This is a genomic window from Rhodococcus sp. 21391 (genome assembly GCF_016772255.1).
Classification (GTDB): domain Bacteria; phylum Actinomycetota; class Actinomycetes; order Mycobacteriales; family Mycobacteriaceae; genus Rhodococcus_F; species Rhodococcus_F opacus.
The window spans coordinates 2,960,545-2,980,861 of sequence record NZ_CP063781.1 but is presented as its reverse complement, the minus strand read 5'-3'; the positions used below and the strand labels follow the sequence as shown (position 1 = coordinate 2,980,861).

Annotated in this window: 18 protein-coding genes; 13 read left to right on the top strand and 5 right to left on the bottom strand. The window is 68.1% G+C overall.

Annotation, left to right across the window (positions count from 1 at the left end):
* Positions 1-16: 16 nt before the first annotated feature.
* Positions 17-1,165, bottom strand: a complete 1,149-nt coding sequence (locus GO592_RS13975; protein ID WP_039952845.1) for a lycopene cyclase family protein — start codon at positions 1,163-1,165, stop codon at positions 17-19.
* A 649-nt stretch (positions 1,166-1,814) separates the two neighbouring features.
* On the opposite strand from GO592_RS13975, the gene GO592_RS13970 reads away from it, so the two are divergent.
* Both GO592_RS13970 and GO592_RS13965 read left to right on the top strand, forming a co-directional pair.
* Complete coding sequence (locus GO592_RS13970; RefSeq protein WP_007300669.1) at positions 1,815-3,446, top strand: ABC-F family ATP-binding cassette domain-containing protein; 1,632 nt, start codon at positions 1,815-1,817, stop codon at positions 3,444-3,446.
* A 73-nt stretch (positions 3,447-3,519) separates the two neighbouring features.
* Positions 3,520-3,735: a helix-turn-helix domain-containing protein gene (locus GO592_RS13965; protein WP_005255033.1), complete on the top strand. Its 216-nt coding sequence runs from the start codon at positions 3,520-3,522 to the stop codon at positions 3,733-3,735.
* Between the two features lie 24 nt (positions 3,736-3,759).
* Here GO592_RS13965 and GO592_RS13960 read toward each other — a convergent pair whose 3' ends face one another.
* Entirely contained in the window at positions 3,760-4,326 is a 567-nt protein-coding gene (locus GO592_RS13960; protein ID WP_005241827.1) for a TetR/AcrR family transcriptional regulator, read from the bottom strand.
* 207 nt (positions 4,327-4,533) lie between these two features.
* Entirely contained in the window at positions 4,534-7,338 is a 2,805-nt protein-coding gene (acnA, locus tag GO592_RS13955; protein ID WP_005255034.1) for an aconitate hydratase AcnA, read from the bottom strand.
* 308 nt (positions 7,339-7,646) lie between these two features.
* Between acnA and GO592_RS13950 the strand changes: the two genes are divergently transcribed.
* From GO592_RS13950 to GO592_RS13915, 8 genes are all read left to right on the top strand, one after another.
* On the top strand, positions 7,647-8,252 hold the full coding sequence (locus GO592_RS13950; RefSeq protein WP_005255035.1) for an Rv1476 family membrane protein: 606 nt from the start codon (positions 7,647-7,649) through the stop codon (positions 8,250-8,252).
* Positions 8,253-8,633: 381 nt separating this feature from the next.
* The gene (locus GO592_RS13945) at positions 8,634-10,133 is read left to right on the top strand and encodes an NlpC/P60 family protein (protein ID WP_007300670.1); all 1,500 of its coding nucleotides are present in this window, start codon (positions 8,634-8,636) and stop codon (positions 10,131-10,133) included.
* A gap of 204 nt (positions 10,134-10,337) precedes the next feature.
* A complete protein-coding gene (locus tag GO592_RS13940; RefSeq protein ID WP_039952850.1) occupies positions 10,338-11,513 on the top strand; it encodes an AAA family ATPase in 1,176 nt (391 codons plus the stop codon).
* Complete coding sequence (locus GO592_RS13935) at positions 11,510-12,484, top strand: DUF58 domain-containing protein (protein WP_005255038.1); 975 nt, start codon at positions 11,510-11,512, stop codon at positions 12,482-12,484. The genes GO592_RS13940 and GO592_RS13935 overlap by 4 nt, the downstream gene beginning before the upstream one ends.
* Entirely contained in the window at positions 12,481-13,461 is a 981-nt protein-coding gene (locus GO592_RS13930) for a VWA domain-containing protein (RefSeq protein WP_005255039.1), read from the top strand. Before GO592_RS13935 ends, GO592_RS13930 begins: the two co-directional genes overlap by 4 nt.
* Before the next feature lie 63 nt (positions 13,462-13,524).
* Entirely contained in the window at positions 13,525-14,274 is a 750-nt protein-coding gene (gene fabG1 / locus GO592_RS13925) for a 3-oxoacyl-ACP reductase FabG1 (protein WP_050998704.1), read from the top strand.
* Between the two features lie 48 nt (positions 14,275-14,322).
* Positions 14,323-15,120 carry an NADH-dependent enoyl-ACP reductase InhA gene (gene inhA / locus GO592_RS13920; RefSeq protein ID WP_005241845.1) on the top strand — a complete coding sequence of 266 codons (798 nt, stop codon included), beginning with the start codon at positions 14,323-14,325 and terminating at the stop codon, positions 15,118-15,120.
* Between the two features lie 41 nt (positions 15,121-15,161).
* Complete coding sequence (locus GO592_RS13915) at positions 15,162-16,271, top strand: ferrochelatase (protein WP_007300672.1); 1,110 nt, start codon at positions 15,162-15,164, stop codon at positions 16,269-16,271.
* On the opposite strand, the gene GO592_RS13910 is transcribed toward GO592_RS13915, so the two are convergent.
* The gene (locus GO592_RS13910; RefSeq protein ID WP_005255042.1) at positions 16,237-17,046 is read right to left on the bottom strand and encodes a hypothetical protein; all 810 of its coding nucleotides are present in this window, start codon (positions 17,044-17,046) and stop codon (positions 16,237-16,239) included. The genes GO592_RS13915 and GO592_RS13910 overlap by 35 nt on opposite strands.
* A 67-nt stretch (positions 17,047-17,113) precedes the next feature.
* Here GO592_RS13910 and GO592_RS13905 point away from each other — a divergent pair, with 67 nt between their 5' ends.
* From GO592_RS13905 to GO592_RS13895, 3 genes are read left to right on the top strand one after another with little or no spacing between them, the layout of a single operon-like run.
* On the top strand, positions 17,114-17,953 hold the full coding sequence (locus GO592_RS13905; protein WP_039952851.1) for a DUF3097 domain-containing protein: 840 nt from the start codon (positions 17,114-17,116) through the stop codon (positions 17,951-17,953).
* 8 nt (positions 17,954-17,961) lie between these two features.
* A complete protein-coding gene (locus tag GO592_RS13900; protein ID WP_005241863.1) occupies positions 17,962-18,393 on the top strand; it encodes an NfeD family protein in 432 nt (143 codons plus the stop codon).
* Positions 18,394-19,596, top strand: coding sequence for an SPFH domain-containing protein (locus tag GO592_RS13895; RefSeq protein ID WP_007300673.1), 1,203 nt, complete (start codon positions 18,394-18,396; stop codon positions 19,594-19,596).
* Here GO592_RS13895 and GO592_RS13890 read toward each other — a convergent pair.
* A complete protein-coding gene (locus GO592_RS13890; protein WP_007300674.1) occupies positions 19,577-20,314 on the bottom strand; it encodes a thioesterase II family protein in 738 nt (245 codons plus the stop codon). The genes GO592_RS13895 and GO592_RS13890 overlap by 20 nt on opposite strands.
* Positions 20,315-20,317: the final 3 nt, after the last annotated feature.

The window sequence follows — 20,317 nt, the reverse complement described above, 5'->3', positions numbered from 1 at the left end:
GCGTTCGCGCGACAGTTCATCGAACTTCCCGGCGAAGCGTCGAACGGAGAATCACATTGCGGATATCGCCGGAGGACGCTCGAAACATCCGCCCCATTGCGGACAGGGTTCCGCGCGGATTCGACCGCTCGGACAGGTACGCCGCCTGGAGTTGTGGCGGCAGATCGAAGAAATGCTCGAAGAATTCGGGGACGTGTTCGGAATCCAGATTGAGGAGGACGCGTAGGCCGACCGATCGCAGCGACGCGACGGTGCGTGCCTTCCACGGCCACAGTCGTGCGTTCGAACCGTCACGAAGATCGCGGGCCAGAACATCTGCGCACAGGAGCGACGCTGCGACGCTGTAGCCCGTCCCTGGGTGCATCAATCCGGCGCGGGCTCCGAAGCGCACCTGATCCGAGCTGTGGGCACGGCCGGCCTCGGGTGGTGGCTCGACGGCGAATCTGACCCTCTCGACGTCCGAACGGGACGGCACGGTGACGCCCCGCTGTCGGAGTCGGTCGTGGAGTCGGGTGGCGAGTTCCGAGATCGGGAGTGGGGGGCGACCGACCAGGCAGGTCTCTTCGAGCAGGAAACGGTCCTGCGCGAGCGGGACCCCGTAGAGGAACGACGGCGCGTCCGAGGGTGAGGTGCCGTTGTCGCGGCGCCAGTCCATGAACACCGCGGCCTCGCCGGCCAGCGCATGTGCGGCCGTGTCGGGGTCGACCACGACGCCGTATGCCGTCTGCTGGGCGAGGTCGGGGCTGTCGCCGGTGCCGCGAGCATCGACCACGACGTGCGCCTTCAGCGTCGAGCCGTCGTCCAGCTGGACGGAAGTGGGGGAGAGGTCTACGGCTCTACCTGCAAGAACGGTTCCGCATCCGCTGCCGAGTATTGATTGCAGTACTGACGTATTCAAAACGCAATATGTGCGGTCGATGGTATGGCGACGGGTCGTCCAGGCTGTCGGGCGAGGAGTTCTCGTGACGACGGCGTCCCGAGGGAGCCAGTCGGGGAGTTCGTCTTCCCAGGCCGCATACGTCGCGGTCCACGATCTACGGGGGAGTGGATCGACCGAGACGACTGTCGAACCGAGAGCCGTGGCCCGGTGGGCGAGGGCGCGGCCGGCAGGCCCGAGGCCGACGATCGCAACGTCCCAGATCGCTGGACGGGGAGAAACTGTCACGCCGCCAGCCTGTCACGGCGGCGGAATTATCGGCTGAAACGAGACCCGGTTCCATACTCGGACGCCGACGGAACAGCAAAGTTTTCCGAACTTCGCGCGGTATGTTCCGGCTATCCCGGGGTAGTGGAGGCTCCACAATCACAGGTCGCGATCTCCTTAAACCACCACAGCGATCCCAGACCGGGGGAGGTGAGGTCAGGGGAGCGTGCGCCGCGGCCGGGTGGGGCGGCTGCGGGGGAGCGTGAGCGCTGAACGCGCCGCAGTGGCGCGGGTGGGGCGAGCACGAAGCGCCCTGCGATGTCGCGAAAGGATACCGGCTGGGCTCTCGAGCCCACCAGGTTGCCGGCCGAGGAAATACGTCGGGCCGTGACGGAACGCCGAAGTTTCGCGAACTATCGCCGTGGAGATTTTCTCGTTTACCCCACGGGCTCACCACAGTTGCGCATCTCACCACCACGCAACTCACCTTCCATCAGGCACCTGGACAAGGGCCGGAGAGCTTCCTGCGGGTCGGATACGGCGGCGAACGTTAGCGGGATCACCGGCAGGCGTGTTCCGAGTCGCCGACGGTCGGGTAAAATTGCTGGTTCGTGTGTTCTTTGCGCAGTTTTTCTCATACAACGCGAGCGTCATTTTCCTAGGAGTCTTGTTGATCACCGCTACCGACCTGGAAGTTCGAGCTGGAGTGCGGACGTTGCTGTCCGCGCCCGGACCGGCTTTGCGGGTACAGCCCGGCGACCGCATCGGGCTGGTCGGCCGTAACGGTGCCGGCAAGACGACGACCCTCCGCATCCTCGCGGGGGAGGGGGAGGCGTACGCGGGTGCCGTGGTGCGCACCGGCGATCTCGGGTACCTCCCGCAGGACCCGAAGGAAGGCGACCTGGACGTCCTCGCGAAGGACCGAGTGTTGTCCGCGCGCGGACTCGACTCGCTGCTGCGGGACATGGAGAAGCAGCAGATCCTGATGTCGGAAGTCGTCGACGACGCCGAGCGTGACAAGGCCGTGCGCAAGTACGGCAATCTCGAGGACCGCTTCTCCGCACTCGGCGGGTACGAGGCCGAGAGCGAAGCGGCGCGCATCTGCAACAGCCTCGGGCTGGCCGACCGCATCCTCGGTCAGCAGCTGCACACCCTGTCGGGTGGTCAGCGTCGCCGTGTCGAACTGGCGCGCATCCTCTTCGCGGCGTCGGACGGTAGCGGCGGACGGTCGGACACGACCCTTCTGCTCGACGAGCCGACCAACCACCTCGACGCCGACTCGATCACCTGGCTGCGGGGATTCCTGCAGAACCACGAGGGTGGTCTGATCGTGATCAGCCACGACGTCGATCTGCTCAACGACGTCGTGAACCGGGTGTGGTTCCTCGACGCCGTGCGCGGCGAGGCCGACGTGTACAACATGAGCTGGAAGAAGTACCTCGACGCCCGCGCGACCGACGAGCAGCGTCGCCGCCGTGAGCGCGCCAATGCGGAGAAGAAGGCCGGCGCGCTGCGCGCGCAGGCCGCGAAGCTCGGCGCGAAGGCCACCAAGGCGGTGGCGGCACAGAACATGGCGAAGCGCGCCGACAAGCTGATGTCGGACCTGGACGCGGAACGCGTGTCCGACAAGGTGGCCCGGATCCGGTTCCCCGAGCCTGCCGCGTGTGGCAAGACTCCGCTGATGGCGGAGAACCTGACCAAGGTTTACGGTTCGCTCGAGATCTTCACCGGAGTGGATCTGGCGATCGACCGTGGGTCACGGGTTGTGGTTCTCGGTCTCAACGGTGCCGGTAAGACGACGCTGCTGCGCATTCTCGGCGGTGTCGAGACGCCGGACGCAGGCGGGCTCGTCCCCGGTCACGGGCTGAAGATCGGCTATTTCGCGCAGGAGCACGACACCCTCGACGACAACGCGTCGGTGTGGGAGAACATTCGTCACGCGGCGCCGGACACGGGGGAGCAGGAGCTGCGTTCGCTGCTCGGTGCGTTCATGTTCACCGGCCCGCAGCTTGAGCAGCCCGCAGGCACGTTGTCCGGTGGCGAGAAGACGCGCCTCGCGCTGGCGGGTCTCGTGTCGTCCGCGGCGAACGTCCTGCTGCTCGACGAGCCGACGAACAACCTCGATCCCGTCTCCCGCGAGCAGGTGCTCGATGCGCTCCGCAGCTACACCGGTGCCGTGGTGCTGGTGACGCACGACCCGGGCGCGGCCGAGGCCCTCGACCCGGAACGGGTCATTCTCCTGCCCGACGGCACGGAGGACCACTGGTCGCAGGACTACCTGGAACTGATCCAGCTCGCCTGAGCACTGCGCGTAGATATCGCCGTCACGGGGCTCTACCGTGGAAACCACCGTCGCTCGCCGACTGGAGGAGTTCATGGCTGACATCGGGGTCTTCGCCAAGAGCGCTCGGATCACGGGACCGTCGCGCGCCGATCTGCAGGCGGAGCTGAAGGAGCGCTACCAGGCCGGTGCGAGTATCCGTTCCCTTGCCCGGGAAATGGGGAGATCGTACGGATTCGTCCGCAACATCCTCGCGGAATCCGAGGTGGAGCTCCGCGGACGAGGCGGAGCTCACCGTCGCAAGACCTGACCGGTGTCGGTGGGGAGTGCGGTGTCAGTCGCGGCGTCGGACGGATTCCTCGACGAGGTCGAGGACGGCCGACAGGTTGTCGCCGGCGTGCCCGGAGGCGATGCGTGCGACGAGGCCGTCCAGAACCAGGTCCAGGTAGCCGATCAGCACGTCGGTCGGGACGTCGTCGCGGAGGCGGCCCGCGGACTTCTGCCGCGCGAGACGCGCCATGGTCGCCTCGGTGAGTTCCGCCGACCGTTGTGACCAGCTTCTGCGGAAGTCGGGATCGTTCCGCAGCCGTCGGGCGATTTCGAGCCGGGTTCCCAGCCAGTCGAACTGTTCGGGCTGGGCGAGCATGTCCCGCATCACCTGGACGAGGCCCTCGTGTGCGACCACGTCGGCCATCCTGGTCGCGTCCTCGTGGGCGAGCGCCAGGAACAAGCCGTCCTTGTCCTTGAAGTGATGGAAGATCGCCCCACGTGACAGTCCGGTCACTTCTTCGAGCCGGCGGACGGTGGCGCCGTCGTAGCCGTATTCGGCAAAGCAACGGCGGGCGCCGCTGAGGATCTGACTGCGCCGTGCCGCGAGATGGTCTTCACTGACCTTGGGCAAAGTGCCTCCTTAGTCGGCCTGTCAGTGTTTTTCGGCCCTCGACATGTGAGGGCCACCGAAAGCGCGAAGCGCGCACGACCACCTCGATCGGGACAGCGGCGAAGCTCCCCTGAAACTGGTCGTGCGCGCTTCGTGCCTGTCATGGCCGAAAACACTCACAGGTGCGTAGCGCCTGTGGGCCGAAAGCTCGCACAGGCGCGATAGCGCCTAGCCCTTGATCATGTTGCGGAGCACGTACTGCAGGATGCCGCCGTTGCGGTAGTAGTCGGCCTCGCCGGGCGTGTCGATACGCACGACCGCGTCGAAGACGACCTTCTCACCGTTCTCGCGGGTTGCCGTGACCTTGACGGTCTTCGGCGTGACACCCTCGTTGAGCTTCTCGACGCCTTCGATGTCGAAGACCTCGGTGCCGTCCAGCTTCAGCGACGCAGCGGACTCGCCGGCCGGGAACTGCAACGGCACGACGCCCATGCCGATGAGGTTGGAGCGGTGGATGCGCTCGAACGACTCGGTGATGACGGCCTTGACGCCGAGGAGGCTGGTGCCCTTGGCGGCCCAGTCACGGGACGATCCGGAGCCGTACTCCTTGCCGCCCAGCACGACCAGCGGGATGCCGGCCTTCTGGTAGTTCTGCGACGCGTCGTAGATGAACGCCTGCGGTCCGCCGTCCTGGGTGAAGTCACGGGTGTAGCCACCGGAGACGTCGTCGAGGAGCTGGTTGCGCAGACGGATGTTCGCGAACGTGCCGCGGATCATCACCTCGTGGTTACCGCGACGCGAGCCGTAGGAGTTGTAGTCCTTGCGGTCGATGCCGTTCGCGTCCAGGTACTGCGACGCGGGCGTGCCGGCCTTGATGTTGCCGGCCGGGGAGATGTGGTCCGTGGTGACCGAGTCGCCGAGCAGCGCGAGGACGCGGGCGCCCTTGATGTCGCTGACCGGGGTCGGCTCCTTCGGCATGCCGTCGAAGTAGGGTGGCTTCCGCACGTAGGTGGAGTTGGCGTCCCACTCGAAGGTCTTGCCCTCCGGGGTGGGCAGTCCGCGCCAGCGCTCGTCGCCCTTGAAGACGTCGGCGTAACCCTTGACGTACATCTCCTGGCTGATCGAGGAGTTGATGGTCTCCTGGATCTCCTGGGGAGAGGGCCAGATGTCCTTCAGGAACACGTCGTTGCCGTCGGCGTCCGTGCCGAGGGCGTCGTGCTCGAAATCGAAGTCCATGGTGCCTGCGAGGGCGTACGCGATGACCAGCGGCGGGGAGGCCAGGTAGTTCATCTTCACGTCGGGGGAGATGCGTCCCTCGAAGTTGCGGTTACCCGACAGCACCGCGGTGGCGGTGAGGTCGTTGTCCTGGATGGCCTGCGAGATCTGCTCGTCCAGCGGGCCGGAGTTGCCGATGCAGGTGGCGCAGCCGTAGCCGACGAGGTAGAAGCCGAGCTTCTCCAGGTACGGCCAGAGGCCGGACTTGTTGTAGTAGTCGGTGACGACCTGCGAACCGGGTGCCATGGACGTCTTGACCCACGGCTTGGCGGACAGGCCCTTCTCGACGGCGTTGCGGGCGAGCAGGGCGGCGCCGAGCATGACCGACGGGTTGGACGTGTTGGTGCAGGAGGTGATCGACGCGATCACGACGGCACCGTGGTCGAGGATGAACTCGCCCTTGTCCTCGGACAGAACCTTGACCGGCTTGGTCGGGCGGCCCTCGGATCCGTTGGCGGCCGACTGCACGTCGACTGCGCCGTCGTCGGCGAACGACAGGGCGGCGGGATCGCTCGCGGGGAACGACTCCTCGACGGCCTCGTCGAGCTGCGAGTGACCCGCGGGGTGGTGCTCCTCCACGTAGTTGTGGATGTCCTTGCGGAACGCGTTCTTCGAGTCCGACAACAGGATTCGGTCCTGCGGGCGCTTCGGGCCTGCGATGGACGGAACCACGTCACCGAGGTCGAGTTCGAGGTACTCGGAGTACTCGGGCTCGTGGTCGGCGTCGTGCCAGAGGCCCTGTTCCTTCGCGTACGCCTCGACGAGTGCGAGCTGCTCCTCGGAGCGGCCGGTGAGGCGGAGGTAGCTGACGGTCTCGGCGTCGATCGGGAAGATCGCGGCGGTGGAACCGAACTCGGGGCTCATGTTGCCGAGCGTCGCGCGGTTGGCCAGCGGAACCTCGGCGACACCCTTGCCGTAGAACTCGACGAACTTACCGACGACGCCGTGCTTGCGCAGCATGTCGGTGACGGTGAGGACCACGTCGGTGGCGGTGACGCCGGGCTTGATCTCACCGGTCAGCTTGAAACCGACGACGCGCGGGATCAGCATGGAGACGGGCTGGCCGAGCATGGCGGCCTCGGCCTCGATGCCGCCGACGCCCCAGCCCAGCACGCCCAGGCCGTTGACCATGGTGGTGTGCGAGTCGGTGCCGACGCAGGTGTCGGGGTACGCCTGGCCGTTACGGACCATGATCGTCCGGGCCAGGTGCTCGATGTTGACCTGGTGGACGATGCCGGTGCCAGGGGGGACGACCTTGAAGTCGTCGAACGCGCCCTGGCCCCAGCGGAGGAACTGGTAGCGCTCACCGTTGCGGGAGTACTCGATCTCGACGTTGCGCTCGAAGGCGTCGGCGCGGCCGGCGACGTCGATGATGACCGAGTGGTCGATGACCATTTCGGCGGGTGCGAGGGGGTTCACCTTGTTCGGGTCGCCGCCGAGTGCGGTGACCGCTTCACGCATGGTGGCGAGGTCCACGATGCAGGGGACGCCGGTGAAGTCCTGCATGATCACGCGGGCAGGCGTGAACTGGATCTCGACGTTCGGGTCGGCCGACGGATCCCAGCTCGCGATGGCGCGAATGTGGTCGGCGGTGATGTTCGCGCCGTCCTCGGTGCGAAGCAGGTTCTCGGCGAGAACCTTCAGTGCATAGGGCAATTTTTCGGTGCCGGGCACGGCCGAGAGGCGGAAGATCTCGTAGGAGTTCTCACCGACCTCGAGGGTGCCTTTGGCGCCGAACGAATCAATACTCGTGCTCACGTCAGCTCCACTCGTCTATGAGGGTCGCCGCCGACGGGGCTGTGTCGACGGCTGCAGGCACTGCGGGCACGACTGATCCGTGTGCGCTGTCGTGCTAGCGATGACGGAATCGGCCCATACCGCGGTACCTCCGATAGTCTAACAGTACGCTTGTCCTGTGAGAATTCGGGGGGGGAATCGAGCGTGTACCCCTCGGCGATTCTCCTCGATCCCGACGTGGGACGCGCGCGGACGGAACGGAACTTCGGGGACTCCTCACGTAGTGTTCACGCGAGGCTTTACGTTCCTACAGCAAACCCGGATGAGAGATGCCTGCCCCTATCGCCACCGCACTTCCTGCCAGTGTCATGCTCCCCGTCCATTCGGCTCTCCCGTTGTCGACGGACCTTCCGGAAGACATCGACGTCTCCGACGTGGTCGCGGACGTGTCCGACGACGGCGTGTCGGCGCCGTCCGACGAGGCGAGTGAACTCGCCGCCGTGGTCGACCGCGCGGCCGAGCACGGGATCAAGCTGAGCATCGTGGTGCTGGACGAGGATCCCGGCCGCGATTCGCAGCTGCGCGACCTCGCGACCGAGGTCGGGGCGGAAGAGGGTGGCACCGTTCTGGTGCTGAGTCCCAGCTGGGTCGGCACGTACAGCGATTCGATCAGCCGGGTCCTGCTCGAATCGGGTCAGGACCGCACCTACACCGGCGATGCGGTGGTCTCCGCGAATCACTTCGTCGACGAGGTGATCGAGCCGGGACCGCCGTGGGCCTTGTTCACGGCCGTCATCGTCGCGATCGTCGTGATCGCGTCGGCTGCCACGTTCTTCGCGAAATCGCGCCGGGCGTCCGTATCTCGAGACGACACGGCAGAAAAGGGCGACAGCGCTTCGGGGGCCGGCACGTCGTACGAGCGGCCGAAGCCCTGACTCCTCCCGAATTCCCGGGATAACTCGGCGGCAATTTCACGATTCGCCCACGCGTGGCCGCTGCCTGCGTCGATGCGCGTAAATAGCGCCGACGATTCACAGTTCGACATTTCCGCTGGTCAAATTACTCATGTGTTATTTGTGACTAAAGTTTCCATAGAGTCCGGAAGTGTCGTACGGTGCATTTGGCGCTCTTGGGGAAGAAGTGTCGCAGGCTGGTGATTGACGTCCAAAGTGACGGCGATCCGGTGTATATCGGTGTCGCCGAAGCGCGGGAAGGTGTGGCTGCCGCAAATTTCTCCCCACGACGAGCACGGCGCGGTGTGCGTGATCGGTGCAGAACCGAGGGAGAGAGTTGTGAAGCGACAAGCACGAGCTGGAGTGGGGCACCGTAGCTTCTCCCGCGGGCGCACTCGCACGGCGCGACTCCTGATCGGATTGGGCATCGTCGGAGCCCTGATCACCAGCACGCCCGGCCTGGCCGCGGCGGTGCCACCCCCGCCGCCGAATCCGTCCGACAACGACATCGCGCAGGCCCAGACCCAGGTGTCGGCGGGCCTCGGGCAGGTCAGCGAATTGATCAACCAGGTCGCCTCCGCGGATCAGCAGCTCGCTCAGCTCGACAACGAGGTCGCCATCAAGCGCGAGGACGTGAACCGGGCCCTGGTCGATCTGCAGAACGCCCGCAGCGCCGCCGATCTGGCGGCCGGCGTGGTCGGGGCCTCACAGCAGGCGCTGCGCGACGCCGGCGCGCAGATCGAACTCGCGCAGAAGGACTTCGACAAGTACGCCCGGTCGAGCTACACGCAGGGCACCAACGTCTCGTCGATCTCGACCTACCTGGGCGCCCAGGGGCCCGGCGACGTCCTGGATCGGGCGCAGGTTCTGAAACTCCTGGCCACCAGCCAGAATGCAGTGCTCGAGGGTCTGCAGCGGGCACGGACCGCGCAGGCCAACAAGGATTCCGCGGCCCGCGAGGCGAAGCAGCAGGCGGACGTGGCCGCCGATCAGGCCGCGTCGAAGAAGTCGCTGGCGGAGCAGGCGATCGCGATCGCTCGGTCGGCGCTGCAGGACCAGGCGGCCAAGAAGGCGCAGATCGAGAGCAACCGCGCCGCCGCCCAGGCCCAGCTCGACGCCGCCCGCGGGAACGTCGCGGGGTTGCAGGGGCAGCGTGAGGCATACGCGACGTGGGAGGAGCAGAAACGCGCCGAGGACGCGCAGAAGGCTGCCATCGCAGCCGCGGCCCGGGAGGCCGCGACGCAGGCCGCGGCGCGGGTGGCCGCCAACGAGGCGGCTCGACAGCGCGCCGCGGAACTCGCCGCGGGGCAGCGCGCGCACACCACGATCGAGGAGGACTCGGAAGACGAGGACTCCGACTCCTCGGCCGACGGCGGGACGACCACGCCGAAGTCCACCCCCAAGTCGAAGCCGTCGACCAGCGGTGAGGACCTGACCGGCAGCGAGGCCATCGAGACCGTCATCGATCGGGGACTGTCCCAGATTGGTGTGGAGTACGCGTGGGGCGGCGGCGACGAGAACGGCCCCACCCTCGGCATCCGCGACGGCGGTGTCGCCGACAGTTACGGCGACTTCAACAAGGTCGGTTTCGACTGCTCCGGTCTGATGATCTACGCGTTCGCCGGGATCGGCATCTCCCTGCCGCACTACACCGGGTATCAATACACCGCGGGCGAGCAGGTTCCCTCGGAGGAGATGCAGCGCGGCGACATGATCTTCTGGGGCCCGAACGCCAGCCAGCACGTCGCCCTGTATCTCGGAGACGACCAGATGCTCGAGGCTCCCGAGTCGGGGGATGTCGTCAAGATCTCCCCGGTGCGATGGGACGGCATGACCCCTTACGCTGTCCGTATGGTGTCGTGATCCATGATGTCGATGAAGTAGTTCGCAGTGCGGATCGTGCTTGGTTGCGGCGGGGGTTGCTTGCACCTGGAATAGTTGAGCAAGTACGTGAACGGGCGGAACGATCTAGGTGAAAGCGGTGGATTCTTGGTGACCTCACGTGATGATGCGGTATCGGAGGGTGCAGCCCGGAAGGAGTCGCCCGCGAAGGCCGCTCCCGAAGGTGTGAAGAACGGGGGTGCGGCCAACGGATCGGGTCCCCAGAACGTCACCGCGCCGAATGCACCCTCACAGAACACGGGCCCGCAGAGCGCGACGGCGAAGACTGTCGCGCCCAGTCTCGCCGCCGACGTCCAGACGCTGGAACGCGCGATCTACGAGGTCAAGCGCGTGATCGTCGGGCAGGACCGGCTCGTGGAGCGGATCCTGGTCGGTCTGCTCGCGAAAGGGCACGTGCTGCTCGAGGGTGTGCCGGGTGTCGCGAAGACCCTGGCCGTCGAGACGTTCGCGAAGGTGGTCGGCGGATCCTTCTCGCGTGTCCAGTTCACCCCCGACCTGGTGCCCACCGACCTGATCGGTACGCGCATCTACCGGCAGGGGCGCGAGGAGTTCGACACCGAACTCGGTCCCGTCGTCGCGAACTTCGTGCTCGCCGACGAGATCAACCGCGCGCCGGCGAAGGTGCAGTCGGCGCTGCTCGAGGTGATGGCCGAGCGGCACGTCTCGATCGGCGGCAAGCGGTACCACATGCCCGACCCGTTCCTGGTGATGGCGACGCAGAACCCGATCGAGAACGAGGGTGTGTACCCGCTGCCGGAGGCGCAGCGCGACCGCTTCCTGTTCAAGATCCTCGTCGACTACCCGACGGTGGAGGAGGAGCGCGAGATCGTCTACCGGATGGGTGTCGATGCGCCGGAACCTCACCAGGTCCTCGATCCCGAGGAGCTCGTCCGCCTGCAGAAGGTCGCGAGCGGTGTCTTCGTGCACCATGCGCTCGTCGACTACGTGGTCCGGGTCATCGCGGCCACACGCACGCCGGCCGAGTTCGGTCTCCCCGAAGTCGACGGCTGGATCGCGTACGGCGCGTCTCCGCGCGCGACGCTGGGCATCATCTCCTCGGCCCGGGCGCTGGCGTTGCTGCGCGGGCGTGACTACGTGGTGCCGCAGGACGTGCTCGAGGTGATCCCGGACGTGCTGCGTCACCGTCTCGTGCTGTCCTATGACGCTCTCGCAGACGAGGTCAGCCCGGACGACGTCATCTCCCGCGTGCTGCAGACCGTGGGTCTGCCGCAGATCGCCGCACAGCCGACGACGGTCCCGGCCGCTCCCGCCGGTCACCACGGACCGCCGGTCCCGTCCACGTCGGTGCCCGGACCGACGGCGATGAGCCAGCCACGGTGAGTGCGCGTACCGCCGGTGCGCAGAGCTCCGGCCCGCCGCCGTCGTTTCGTTCCGGCGAACTCCGTGATCCCAAACTGTCCGCGGCGCTGCGGACGCTGGAACTGACCGTCCGCCGCCGGCTCGACGGCGTGCTGCACGGCGACCACCTGGGCCTGATCCCGGGACCGGGCTCCGAACCGGGTGATGCGCGCGAGTACCAGCCAGGCGACGACGTGCGTCAGATGGACTGGTCGGTGACCGCCCGGACGACGCACCCGCACGTCCGGCAGTCGGTGGCCGACCGGGAACTCGAGACGTGGCTCGTCGTCGATCTGTCGTCGAGCCTCGACTTCGGTACCGCCGGCTGCGAGAAGCGGGACCTCGTGGTGGCCGCTGCCGCCGCCGTCACGCACCTGACCAGTGGCGGCGGGAACCGGATCGGGGCGATCGTCTCGACCGGCGCCCGGACCACCCGGATCCCGGCCCGCGGGGGCCGCATCCACGCGCAGGCGATGCTGCGTCAGATCGCGACCACCCCGCACGCCCCGGACGGGGTGCGGGGAGACCTGCAGGGTGCGGTGGAGTCGTTGCGCCGGCCCCAGCGTCGCCGCGGTCTGGCCGTCGTCATCAGTGACTTCCTCGGACCGATCGACTGGGAGCGGTCGCTGCGGGCGATCTCGGGCCGCCACGACGTACTCGGTGTCGAGGTGCTCGACCCGCGAGATCTGGAATTACCCGACATAGGGGATGTAGTGCTGCACGATCCGGAGTCCGGACGGACCCGCGAGTTCACGACCACACCGCAACTGCGCGCCGACTTCGCGCGGGCCGCCGACGAGCACCGCCTGCAGGTGGAGCAGTCGTTGCGGCGTTGCGGCGCACCGCTGCTCAGTCTGCGGACCGACCGGGACTGGATCTCGGATGTCGTGCGGTTCGTGTCCGCCCGGAAGCACAGTTACGGGACCGCGACGAACCAGAGGTCCCGCCGGTGAGCCTTTCCCAGTTCACCTCGCCGTGGTGGCTGCTCTTCCTCCTGATCGTCGTGGCACTGGTCGCGGGATACGTGTGGGTGCAGCGTCAGCGGCAGAAGCACACCCTCCGGTTCACCAACTTCGCGCTCCTCGAGAAGGTCGCGCCGTCGAGGCCTGGCCGGGCCCGGCACATTCCGGCGCTGCTGATGGTGCTGGCGCTGGTGTTCTTCAGTGTGGCGCTGGCCGGGCCGACGGAGGACAAGCGGGTTCCACGGAACCGGGCGACCGTGATCCTCGTCATCGACGTGTCGTTGTCGATGAAGGCGACCGACGTGGAACCGACCCGGCTGGCCGCCGCGCAGGACGCCGCGAAGTCGTTCGCCGACGGGCTCACCCCCGGCATCAACCTCGGTCTCGTCGCGTTCGCCGGCACGGCCTCGGTGCTGGTGTCGCCGACCACCAACCGGGAGGCGTCGAAGGTCGCGATCGACAATCTGCAGCTGAGCGAGCGGACCGCCACCGGTGAGGCGATCTTCACGTCGCTGCAGTCGATCGACACGCTGGCCGCGGTGCTCGGCGGCAGTGATCAGGCGCCGCCCGCCCGCATCGTGCTGCTCTCGGACGGCAAGCAGACGGTGCCCGAGAACCCGGACGATCCGCGCGGCGGGTTCACCGCGGCCCGGCAGGCGAAGGACAAGGACGTCCCCATCTCGACGATCTCGTTCGGCACCAGCTACGGCAAGGTCGAGATCGAGGACGAACGCATCCCCGTGCCCGTCGACGATCCGTCACTGCGGGAGATCGCGGATCTCTCCGGGGGCAGCTTCTTCACGGCCTCGAGCCTGGAGGAACTGCGCGACGTCTACGACACCCTCGAGGAGCAGATCGGGTTCGAGACCACCCGCGGCGACGCCAGCCGCCCCTGGCTCGTGCTGGGGGTCCTGTCCGCCACGGCGGGGCTGATCCTCGCGCTGGTCCTGCGTCAACGGCTGCCGTGATCTGCGTTCCACCGCGGCCCCGCGCTTCCACTCCTGCACATCTGAACAGATAGGTTGATCCCCATGTCTACCCCACAAACTACTGACGCGTCAGTTGGGACGGTGTCCACTCCTCGGTCGGTGCTCGTCACCGGCGGCAACCGCGGGATCGGCCTCGCTGTCGCGCAGCGCCTCGCGGCGGACGGCCACAAAGTCGCGGTCACGCACCGCGGTTCGGGTGTGCCCGACGGCCTGTTCGGCGTCCAGTGCGACGTCACCGACACCGAGTCGGTCGACCGCGCCTTCAAGGAGGTCGAAGCGCACCAGGGTCCCGTCGAGGTTCTCGTCGCGAACGCCGGCATCACCGACGACACGCTGATCATGCGGATGACCGAGGAACAGTTCACCTCCGTCGTCGACGCCAACCTGACCGGCGCGTTCCGCGTCGCGAAGCGGGCGACACGGTCGATGCTGCGGGCGCGGTTCGGCCGGTTCGTGTTCCTCGGGTCGGTCGTCGGTCTGGCCGGTGGTCCCGGCCAGGTGAACTACGCGGCGTCGAAGGCCGGCGTGGTCGGTATCGCGCGGTCGCTGACCCGTGAACTCGGTTCCCGTTCGATCACCGCGAACGTGGTGGCCCCGGGATTCATCGACACCGACATGACCGCGGTACTCGACGAGAAGTACAAGGACATGATCACCGGCGCCGTCCCGCTGCAGCGGCAGGGCAAGCCCGAGGAGGTCGCCGCGGTGGTGAGCTTCCTGGCCTCCGACGATTCCGCCTACGTCTCCGGCGCGGTGATCCCCGTCGACGGCGGCCTCGGCATGGGCCACTAGCTCTCCCCACTCCACTTCCCGGACTTTTTCTTCACAGGAGGACACCTCATGGGCGGATTGCTCGAAGGTAAGACCATTCTCGTCACCGGCATCATCACGGACGCGTCCATCGCGTTCCACGTCGCCAAGGTCGCCCAGGAACAGGGCGCCAAGGTGATCATCACCGGCTTCGACCGTCTCCGGCTGATCGACCGCATCGCGCAGCGCCTGCCGCAGCCGGTGCCGCCCGCGCTCGAACTCGACGTGCAGAACCCGGAGCACCTCGCCAGCCTCGCCGACCGCATCCGGGAGATCGCACCCGAGGGCGTCGACGGCGTCGTGCACTCCATCGCGTTCGCGCCGCGGTCCTGCCTGGGCAGCCCGTTCTTCGACGCACCGTGGTCCGATGTGGGAGTGGCGTTCGAGGTCTCCGCCTACTCGTACGCGTCGCTGTCGAAGGCGCTGCTGCCGGTGCTGAACGACAATGCGTCGATCGTCGGCATGGACTTCGATCCCGCCCGCGCGGTGCCGTTCTACAACTGGATGGGTGTTGCCAAGGCGACCCTCGAGTCGGTGAACCGGTATGTCGCCAAGGAGGTCGGCGAACGCGGTATCCGCTCCAACCTCGTCGCGGCGGGCCCGATCAAGACCCTCGCCGCCAAGGCCATTGCCGGCACCGCCACCGACGACGCCAAGCAGATGAACGAACTCAACACGGCGTGGGACGAGCGGGCGCCCATCGGCTGGAACGTCGACGACCCGGAGCCGGTCGCGAAGACCGTGTGCACCGTGCTGTCCGACTGGCTGCCCGGCACCACCGCGTCGATCATCTACGTCGACGGTGGCGCCCACGCGATGGCCGGCTAGGGCACTACCCGGGGAGTGCGCCCCGAACGGCACCACGGAAGATGGGGATCATGATCGCTGCGAATTCGACGGACGGTTCCGGTTCCCGGTTCGATGCCCTTCTCGTGTTGTCGTTCGGGGGTCCGGAGCAGCCCGCTGACGTGCGCCCGTTCCTGGAGAACGTGACCCGGGGCAGGGGGGTGCCGCCCGAACGTCTGGACGCGGTCGCCGAGCACTACCTGCATTTCGGGGGCGTGTCGCCGATCAACGCTCTGAATCGCGACATCATCTCCCGCGTCGAATCCGAATTGGTAAGCGCTGGAATCGATCTGCCCGTATATTTCGGTAACCGGAACTGGCACCCGATGGTCGAGGACACCGTCGCCCGGATGGGTGAGGACGGGGTGCGGTCGGCCCTCGTGTTCCCGACGTCGGCGTGGGGCGGGTACTCGGGCTGCAGGCAGTACCACGAGGACGTCGCGCGGGCGCGGGCCGCGGCCGGGGAGGGGGCTCCGCACCTGCTGAAGCTGCGCCAGTACTACGACCACCCGCTGCTGATCGGGGCGTTCGCCGACGCCGTCCGCGAGGCCGCGGCGCAGCTCCCCGCCGGGCGCCGGGCCGACGCGCGGCTGGTGTTCACCGCGCATTCGGTGCCGGTGTCCGCGGACGTCAACGCGGGACCGCCCGCGGAGGGTGGTCGTCTCTACAGCCGGCAGGTGGCCGAGGCGGCCCGGCTCACCGCCCGCGCCGCCGGCTTCGACGACTTCGACCTGGTGTGGCAGTCCCGGTCCGGGCCACCCCAGGTGCCGTGGCTCGAACCGGACATCTGTGACCACCTGGACGCCCTCGCCGGCCGCGGTGTGGGCGCGGTGATCGTGTGCCCGGTGGGATTCGTGTCCGACCACCTCGAGGTGGTGTGGGATCTCGACACCGAGGCCCGGGACAAGGCGGCCGAACTCGGCATCGACTTCGTACGCGCGGCCACCCCCGGAACGGATCGGCGGTTCGCCGAACTCGTCGTCGCACTCGTGGCCGAGCAACTGGCCGGCACACCCGCCGCGCGGCTCGGTTCCGAGCCGCTGCTCGGTTCGACCCTGGACGGTCGGTCCTGCGCGGTCGACTGCTGCAAGGCCGTGGTCAGGCCGTCAGGCCGTCCCGCGCACACGCGTTGACGGCGGCGGTGCGCGCCGAGCGCACCGCCGAACGCAGGGGCCGCAGCAGATCCTCGAGCGTGGCCGCACCCGACGCGGACACGGTGCGCGCGGGGGCCATCTGCTCGGCGACCGTGAGGATCGCAGCCACCTGATCGGCCGAGTCCAGGATCCGCAGCGCCCGCGGGGCGATCGTCGCCGGATACCGGTGCCGTGCGGACTGCGCCAGCGCGTCGGCGATCAGCGCGCGCGGGTCGGCGCCGAAACCGGAATCGAGCATGTGCAGCGCCTCGAGCGCAGCTGCAGCGTCCCGCACCGCCTGCCGCATCGTGAACTCGGCCTCGCCCAGTCCGGTGTGGTGGGCGTCGAGGGGAAGCCGCTCGATCGTCGACACCGTCCAGCGCAGCACGTCCGGACCCTCGACGTGCGGGACCAGCCCCGTTCCGGACCGGCCGGGCGGTCCGACGAGCACACCCTCGCCCGCGCTGATCGCGGCGGACGCGAACTCGGTGCCCGCGGGAAGCCCGCGCACGTCGCCCGGCCCGGGCAGGACCAGCCGGATCTCGGTCTCGGGTTGCGACACGGAGCGGCGCATCGTCTGGAGCAGCGCCGTCACCCCGGCGTCCTGCGGGTGGGGCCACGGCAGCCCGGTGCGGCCGGCCGTCCCCTCGTCCTCGGCGCAGGCCAGATGCATCGGCGCCCACGCGTGGAGGGCGTCGATGACGTCGTCGGGTGCACTGTTCCCGGCGAGCCAGGAACTGGCCCACACGGTGAGAGTGGCGCTGGGTGAAGTCACGATAAACGAGCATATGTCGGCGTGGCGGCGTGTGCGTAACGGCGCCGCTGGCATAGCGTCAGCGCCCGTGAGCGGAGGCGACAGATACGGCGACATCTTTTCCGGACACCCACGCGCGAGGAAGCCCGTGACGCCGACGGTCCCGGCCGAGCGGGACCTGGTGGTCGAGGACGCGGGCACCGGTTTCTGCGGGGCGGTGGTGGGGTTCGAGCGCACCTACGACGGCGATTTCGTCCGCCTCGAGGACGGGGCGCGGCGCACCCGGTTGTTCGCGATGCGGGAGGCGGCGTTCCTCATCGACGGGAAACCGGTCACCCTGATCCGCCCGGCGGCCAAGCCCGCCGGACCGGTGACCACCCGATCGGCGTCGGGATCCACCAAGGTGGAGGGGCTGCGGGCCCGGACGGCGCTGGCGAGCCGGATCTGGGTGGAGGGCGTGCACGACGCCGCCCTCGTGGAACGGGTGTGGGGGCACGACCTGCGCGTCGAAGGTGTCGTCGTCGAGCACCTCGAGGGTCTCGACAATCTCGGGGAACGGCTCGCCGAGTTCCGGCCCGGCCCCGGACGGCGCGTCGGTGTCCTCGTCGATCACCTCGTCACCGGATCGAAGGAGACGCAGCTGACCCAGGGGCTCGGGCCGAACGTGCTCGTGACCGGGCACCCGTTCATCGACGTGTGGGAGGCGGTCCGCCCGTCGGCGGTGGGCATCGAGGCGTGGCCGAAGATCCCGCGCGGTGAGGACTGGAAGACCGGGGTGTGCCGCGAATTGGGGTGGGGGACACCGCGCGACGGCTGGCGCCGGGTCTATTCGGCCGTCAACTCGTTCCGCGACCTCGAGGCACCACTGATCGGGGCGGTCGAACAGCTGGTCGACTTCGTCACCGTCGGTTCCGGAGATTCTGGTTAGATGGTGTTGTGGCTGCATTGATTTGGCTGGTAGCGGGGGTGCTGCTCGCCGCCGCGGAAGCGTTAACGGGGGACTTCTTCCTCCTCATGCTGGCGGGCGGTGCGCTGGCCACGGCCGGGGTTACCGCGATCACCGACTTCCCGGTCTGGGTCGACGCGGTCATCTTCGGCGTGCTGTCCCTCGCCCTGATCCTCGGAGTGCGGCCGGTGTTGTTGCGTAAGTTCGAGACCCCGCCACCGACCCCGACCGGGATCGAGGCGCTGACCGGCAAGCAGGCCCTGGTGCTCGAGGAGGTCGCCGAACACGCAGGGCAGATCAAGCTCGGCGGCGACGTCTGGACGGCCCGCCCGCTCGACAGCACGGAAGTGTATCCACCGGGTACGACCGTGACGGTAATGCAAATTGACGGCGCGACCGCCGTCGTATGGAGGGGACCGTAGATGGCAGCGCTCATCGTGTTGATCGTGCTCGTGTTGTTCGTCGCCCTGGTGGTGGCCAAATCGGTGGCGCTGGTGCCGCAAGCCGAGGCCGCGGTGATCGAGCGACTCGGCCGGTACGCGCGGACCGTGTCGGGCCAGCTGACGTTCCTGATCCCCTTCGCGGACCGTATCCGGGCGAAGGTGGATCTGCGTGAACGGGTGGTGTCGTTCCCGCCGCAGCCGGTGATCACCCAGGACAACCTGACGCTGAACATCGACACCGTCGTGTACTTCCAGGTCACCAACCCGCAGGCCGCGGTGTACGAAATCAGCAACTACATCGTCGGTGTCGAGCAGTTGACCACCACCACGCTGCGCAACGTCGTCGGCGGCATGACGCTGGAGGAGACGCTCACCTCGCGTGACTCCATCAACGGGCAGCTGCGCGGTGTGCTGGACGAGGCCACCGGCCGGTGGGGTCTGCGCGTCGCCCGGGTCGAACTCAAGAGCATCGATCCGCCGCCGTCGATTCAGGAGTCGATGGAGAAGCAGATGAAGGCGGACCGCGAGAAGCGGGCCACCATCCTCACCGCCGAGGGGCATCGGGAGTCGGCGATCAAGACGGCGGAGGGCGACAAGCAGTCCCGCATCCTCGCCGCGGAGGGCGCGAAGCAGGCGTCGATCCTCACCGCGGAGGGTGAGCGGCAGTCCCGCATCCTGCGGGCGCAGGGCGACCGCGCCGCGAAGTACCTGCAGGCGCAGGGCCAGGCGAAGGCGATCGAAAAGGTGTTCGCCGCAATCAAATCCGGCAAGCCCACCCCCGAACTCCTCGCCTACCAATATCTGCAGACGCTGCCGCAGATGGCACAGGGCGACGCGAACAAGGTGTGGCTGGTGCCCAGCGACTTCGGTGACGCCCTCAAGGGGTTCGCGAAGACCCTCGGCGCGCAGGGGCAGGACGGGGTGTTCCGGTACGAGCCGTCCACCACGGAGGAGGATCTGCCCAAGCCCGAGGACGATTCGGAAGAAGTCGCCGACTGGTTCGAGACCAAGTCCGACCCGGCGATCGCGCAGGCCGTCCGGGCCGCGGAGGTCGAGGCCCGTCGTCCAGTCGACGGTCCGGGACCGCTCGCGACGTCCGGTGGCGCCGACGAGCATGCGCCGCGGGATCCGGGGGGAGCGCCCGGGCAGCTGCCGCCGCCCGTCACCCCGCCGACTCACTGACCGACTCCGACACGGCGTAGCGACGCAGTAACGGGCGGAGCACGCCGAAGAGGTGTTCGGGTGTGTGCTCGAGGTAGAAGTGATCGCCCGGCATGATGTGCACCTCGCGCAGCCGGGTGGTGTGCCGCTCCCAGGCGTGCAGATCCCGCTCGCCGACCAGCGGATCGGCGTCCGCGCCGAGCACATGCACCGGACAGGAAAGCGGCGGGTCGCCCGGATCGCGGTAGCCGGTGCAGAGGCGGAGATCGTCCCGCAGCGCGGGGAGGCAGCGGTCCCGCCACGCCGGCCGGGCCGGGAGGTCGGCGGGCAGACCGCCCGTGATGCGCAGCAACTCGATCAGTGGCGCGTCGTCCAGGTCGTGGACCGGTGGCAGCGGCGAGGGTAGGTGCGGCGCCGAGTACCCGGAGAGCAGCAGCGCCCGTGGGAGCGGCTGCCCGGCCGCGCGCCGGCGGCACGCGAGCCGGTACGCCACCAACGCACCCATGCTGTGCCCGAAGAAGACGTGCGGCTCCGTGAGGTGTTCGACGAGTTCGGAGTCGAGTGCGGTGACGAGGGACTCGACGTCGGTGAACCCGGCCTCGCCGGCACGGCTCTCCCGTCCGGGCAGCTGCACGGGCCACACCGACACGTGCGGGCTCAGGGCGCGGTGCCAGTGGCGGTACGTCGAGGATCCGCCGCCGGCGTGAGGGAAGCAGAACAGCCGGAGGGGGCCGGGCACGGC

Bases quoted from the DNA above. Each gene is read 5' to 3' on its own strand.
- GO592_RS13965 (WP_005255033.1), top strand. From the start codon at position 3,520: ATGGCTGACATCGGGGTCTTCGCCAAGAGCGCTCGGATCACGGGACCG.
- GO592_RS13950 (WP_005255035.1), top strand. From the start codon at position 7,647: ATGCCTGCCCCTATCGCCACCGCACTTCCTGCCAGTGTCATGCTCCCC.
- fabG1 (WP_050998704.1), top strand. From the start codon at position 13,525: ATGTCTACCCCACAAACTACTGACGCGTCAGTTGGGACGGTGTCCACT.
- inhA (WP_005241845.1), top strand. From the start codon at position 14,323: ATGGGCGGATTGCTCGAAGGTAAGACCATTCTCGTCACCGGCATCATC.
- GO592_RS13915 (WP_007300672.1), top strand. From the start codon at position 15,162: ATGGGGATCATGATCGCTGCGAATTCGACGGACGGTTCCGGTTCCCGG.
- GO592_RS13895 (WP_007300673.1), top strand. From the start codon at position 18,394: ATGGCAGCGCTCATCGTGTTGATCGTGCTCGTGTTGTTCGTCGCCCTG.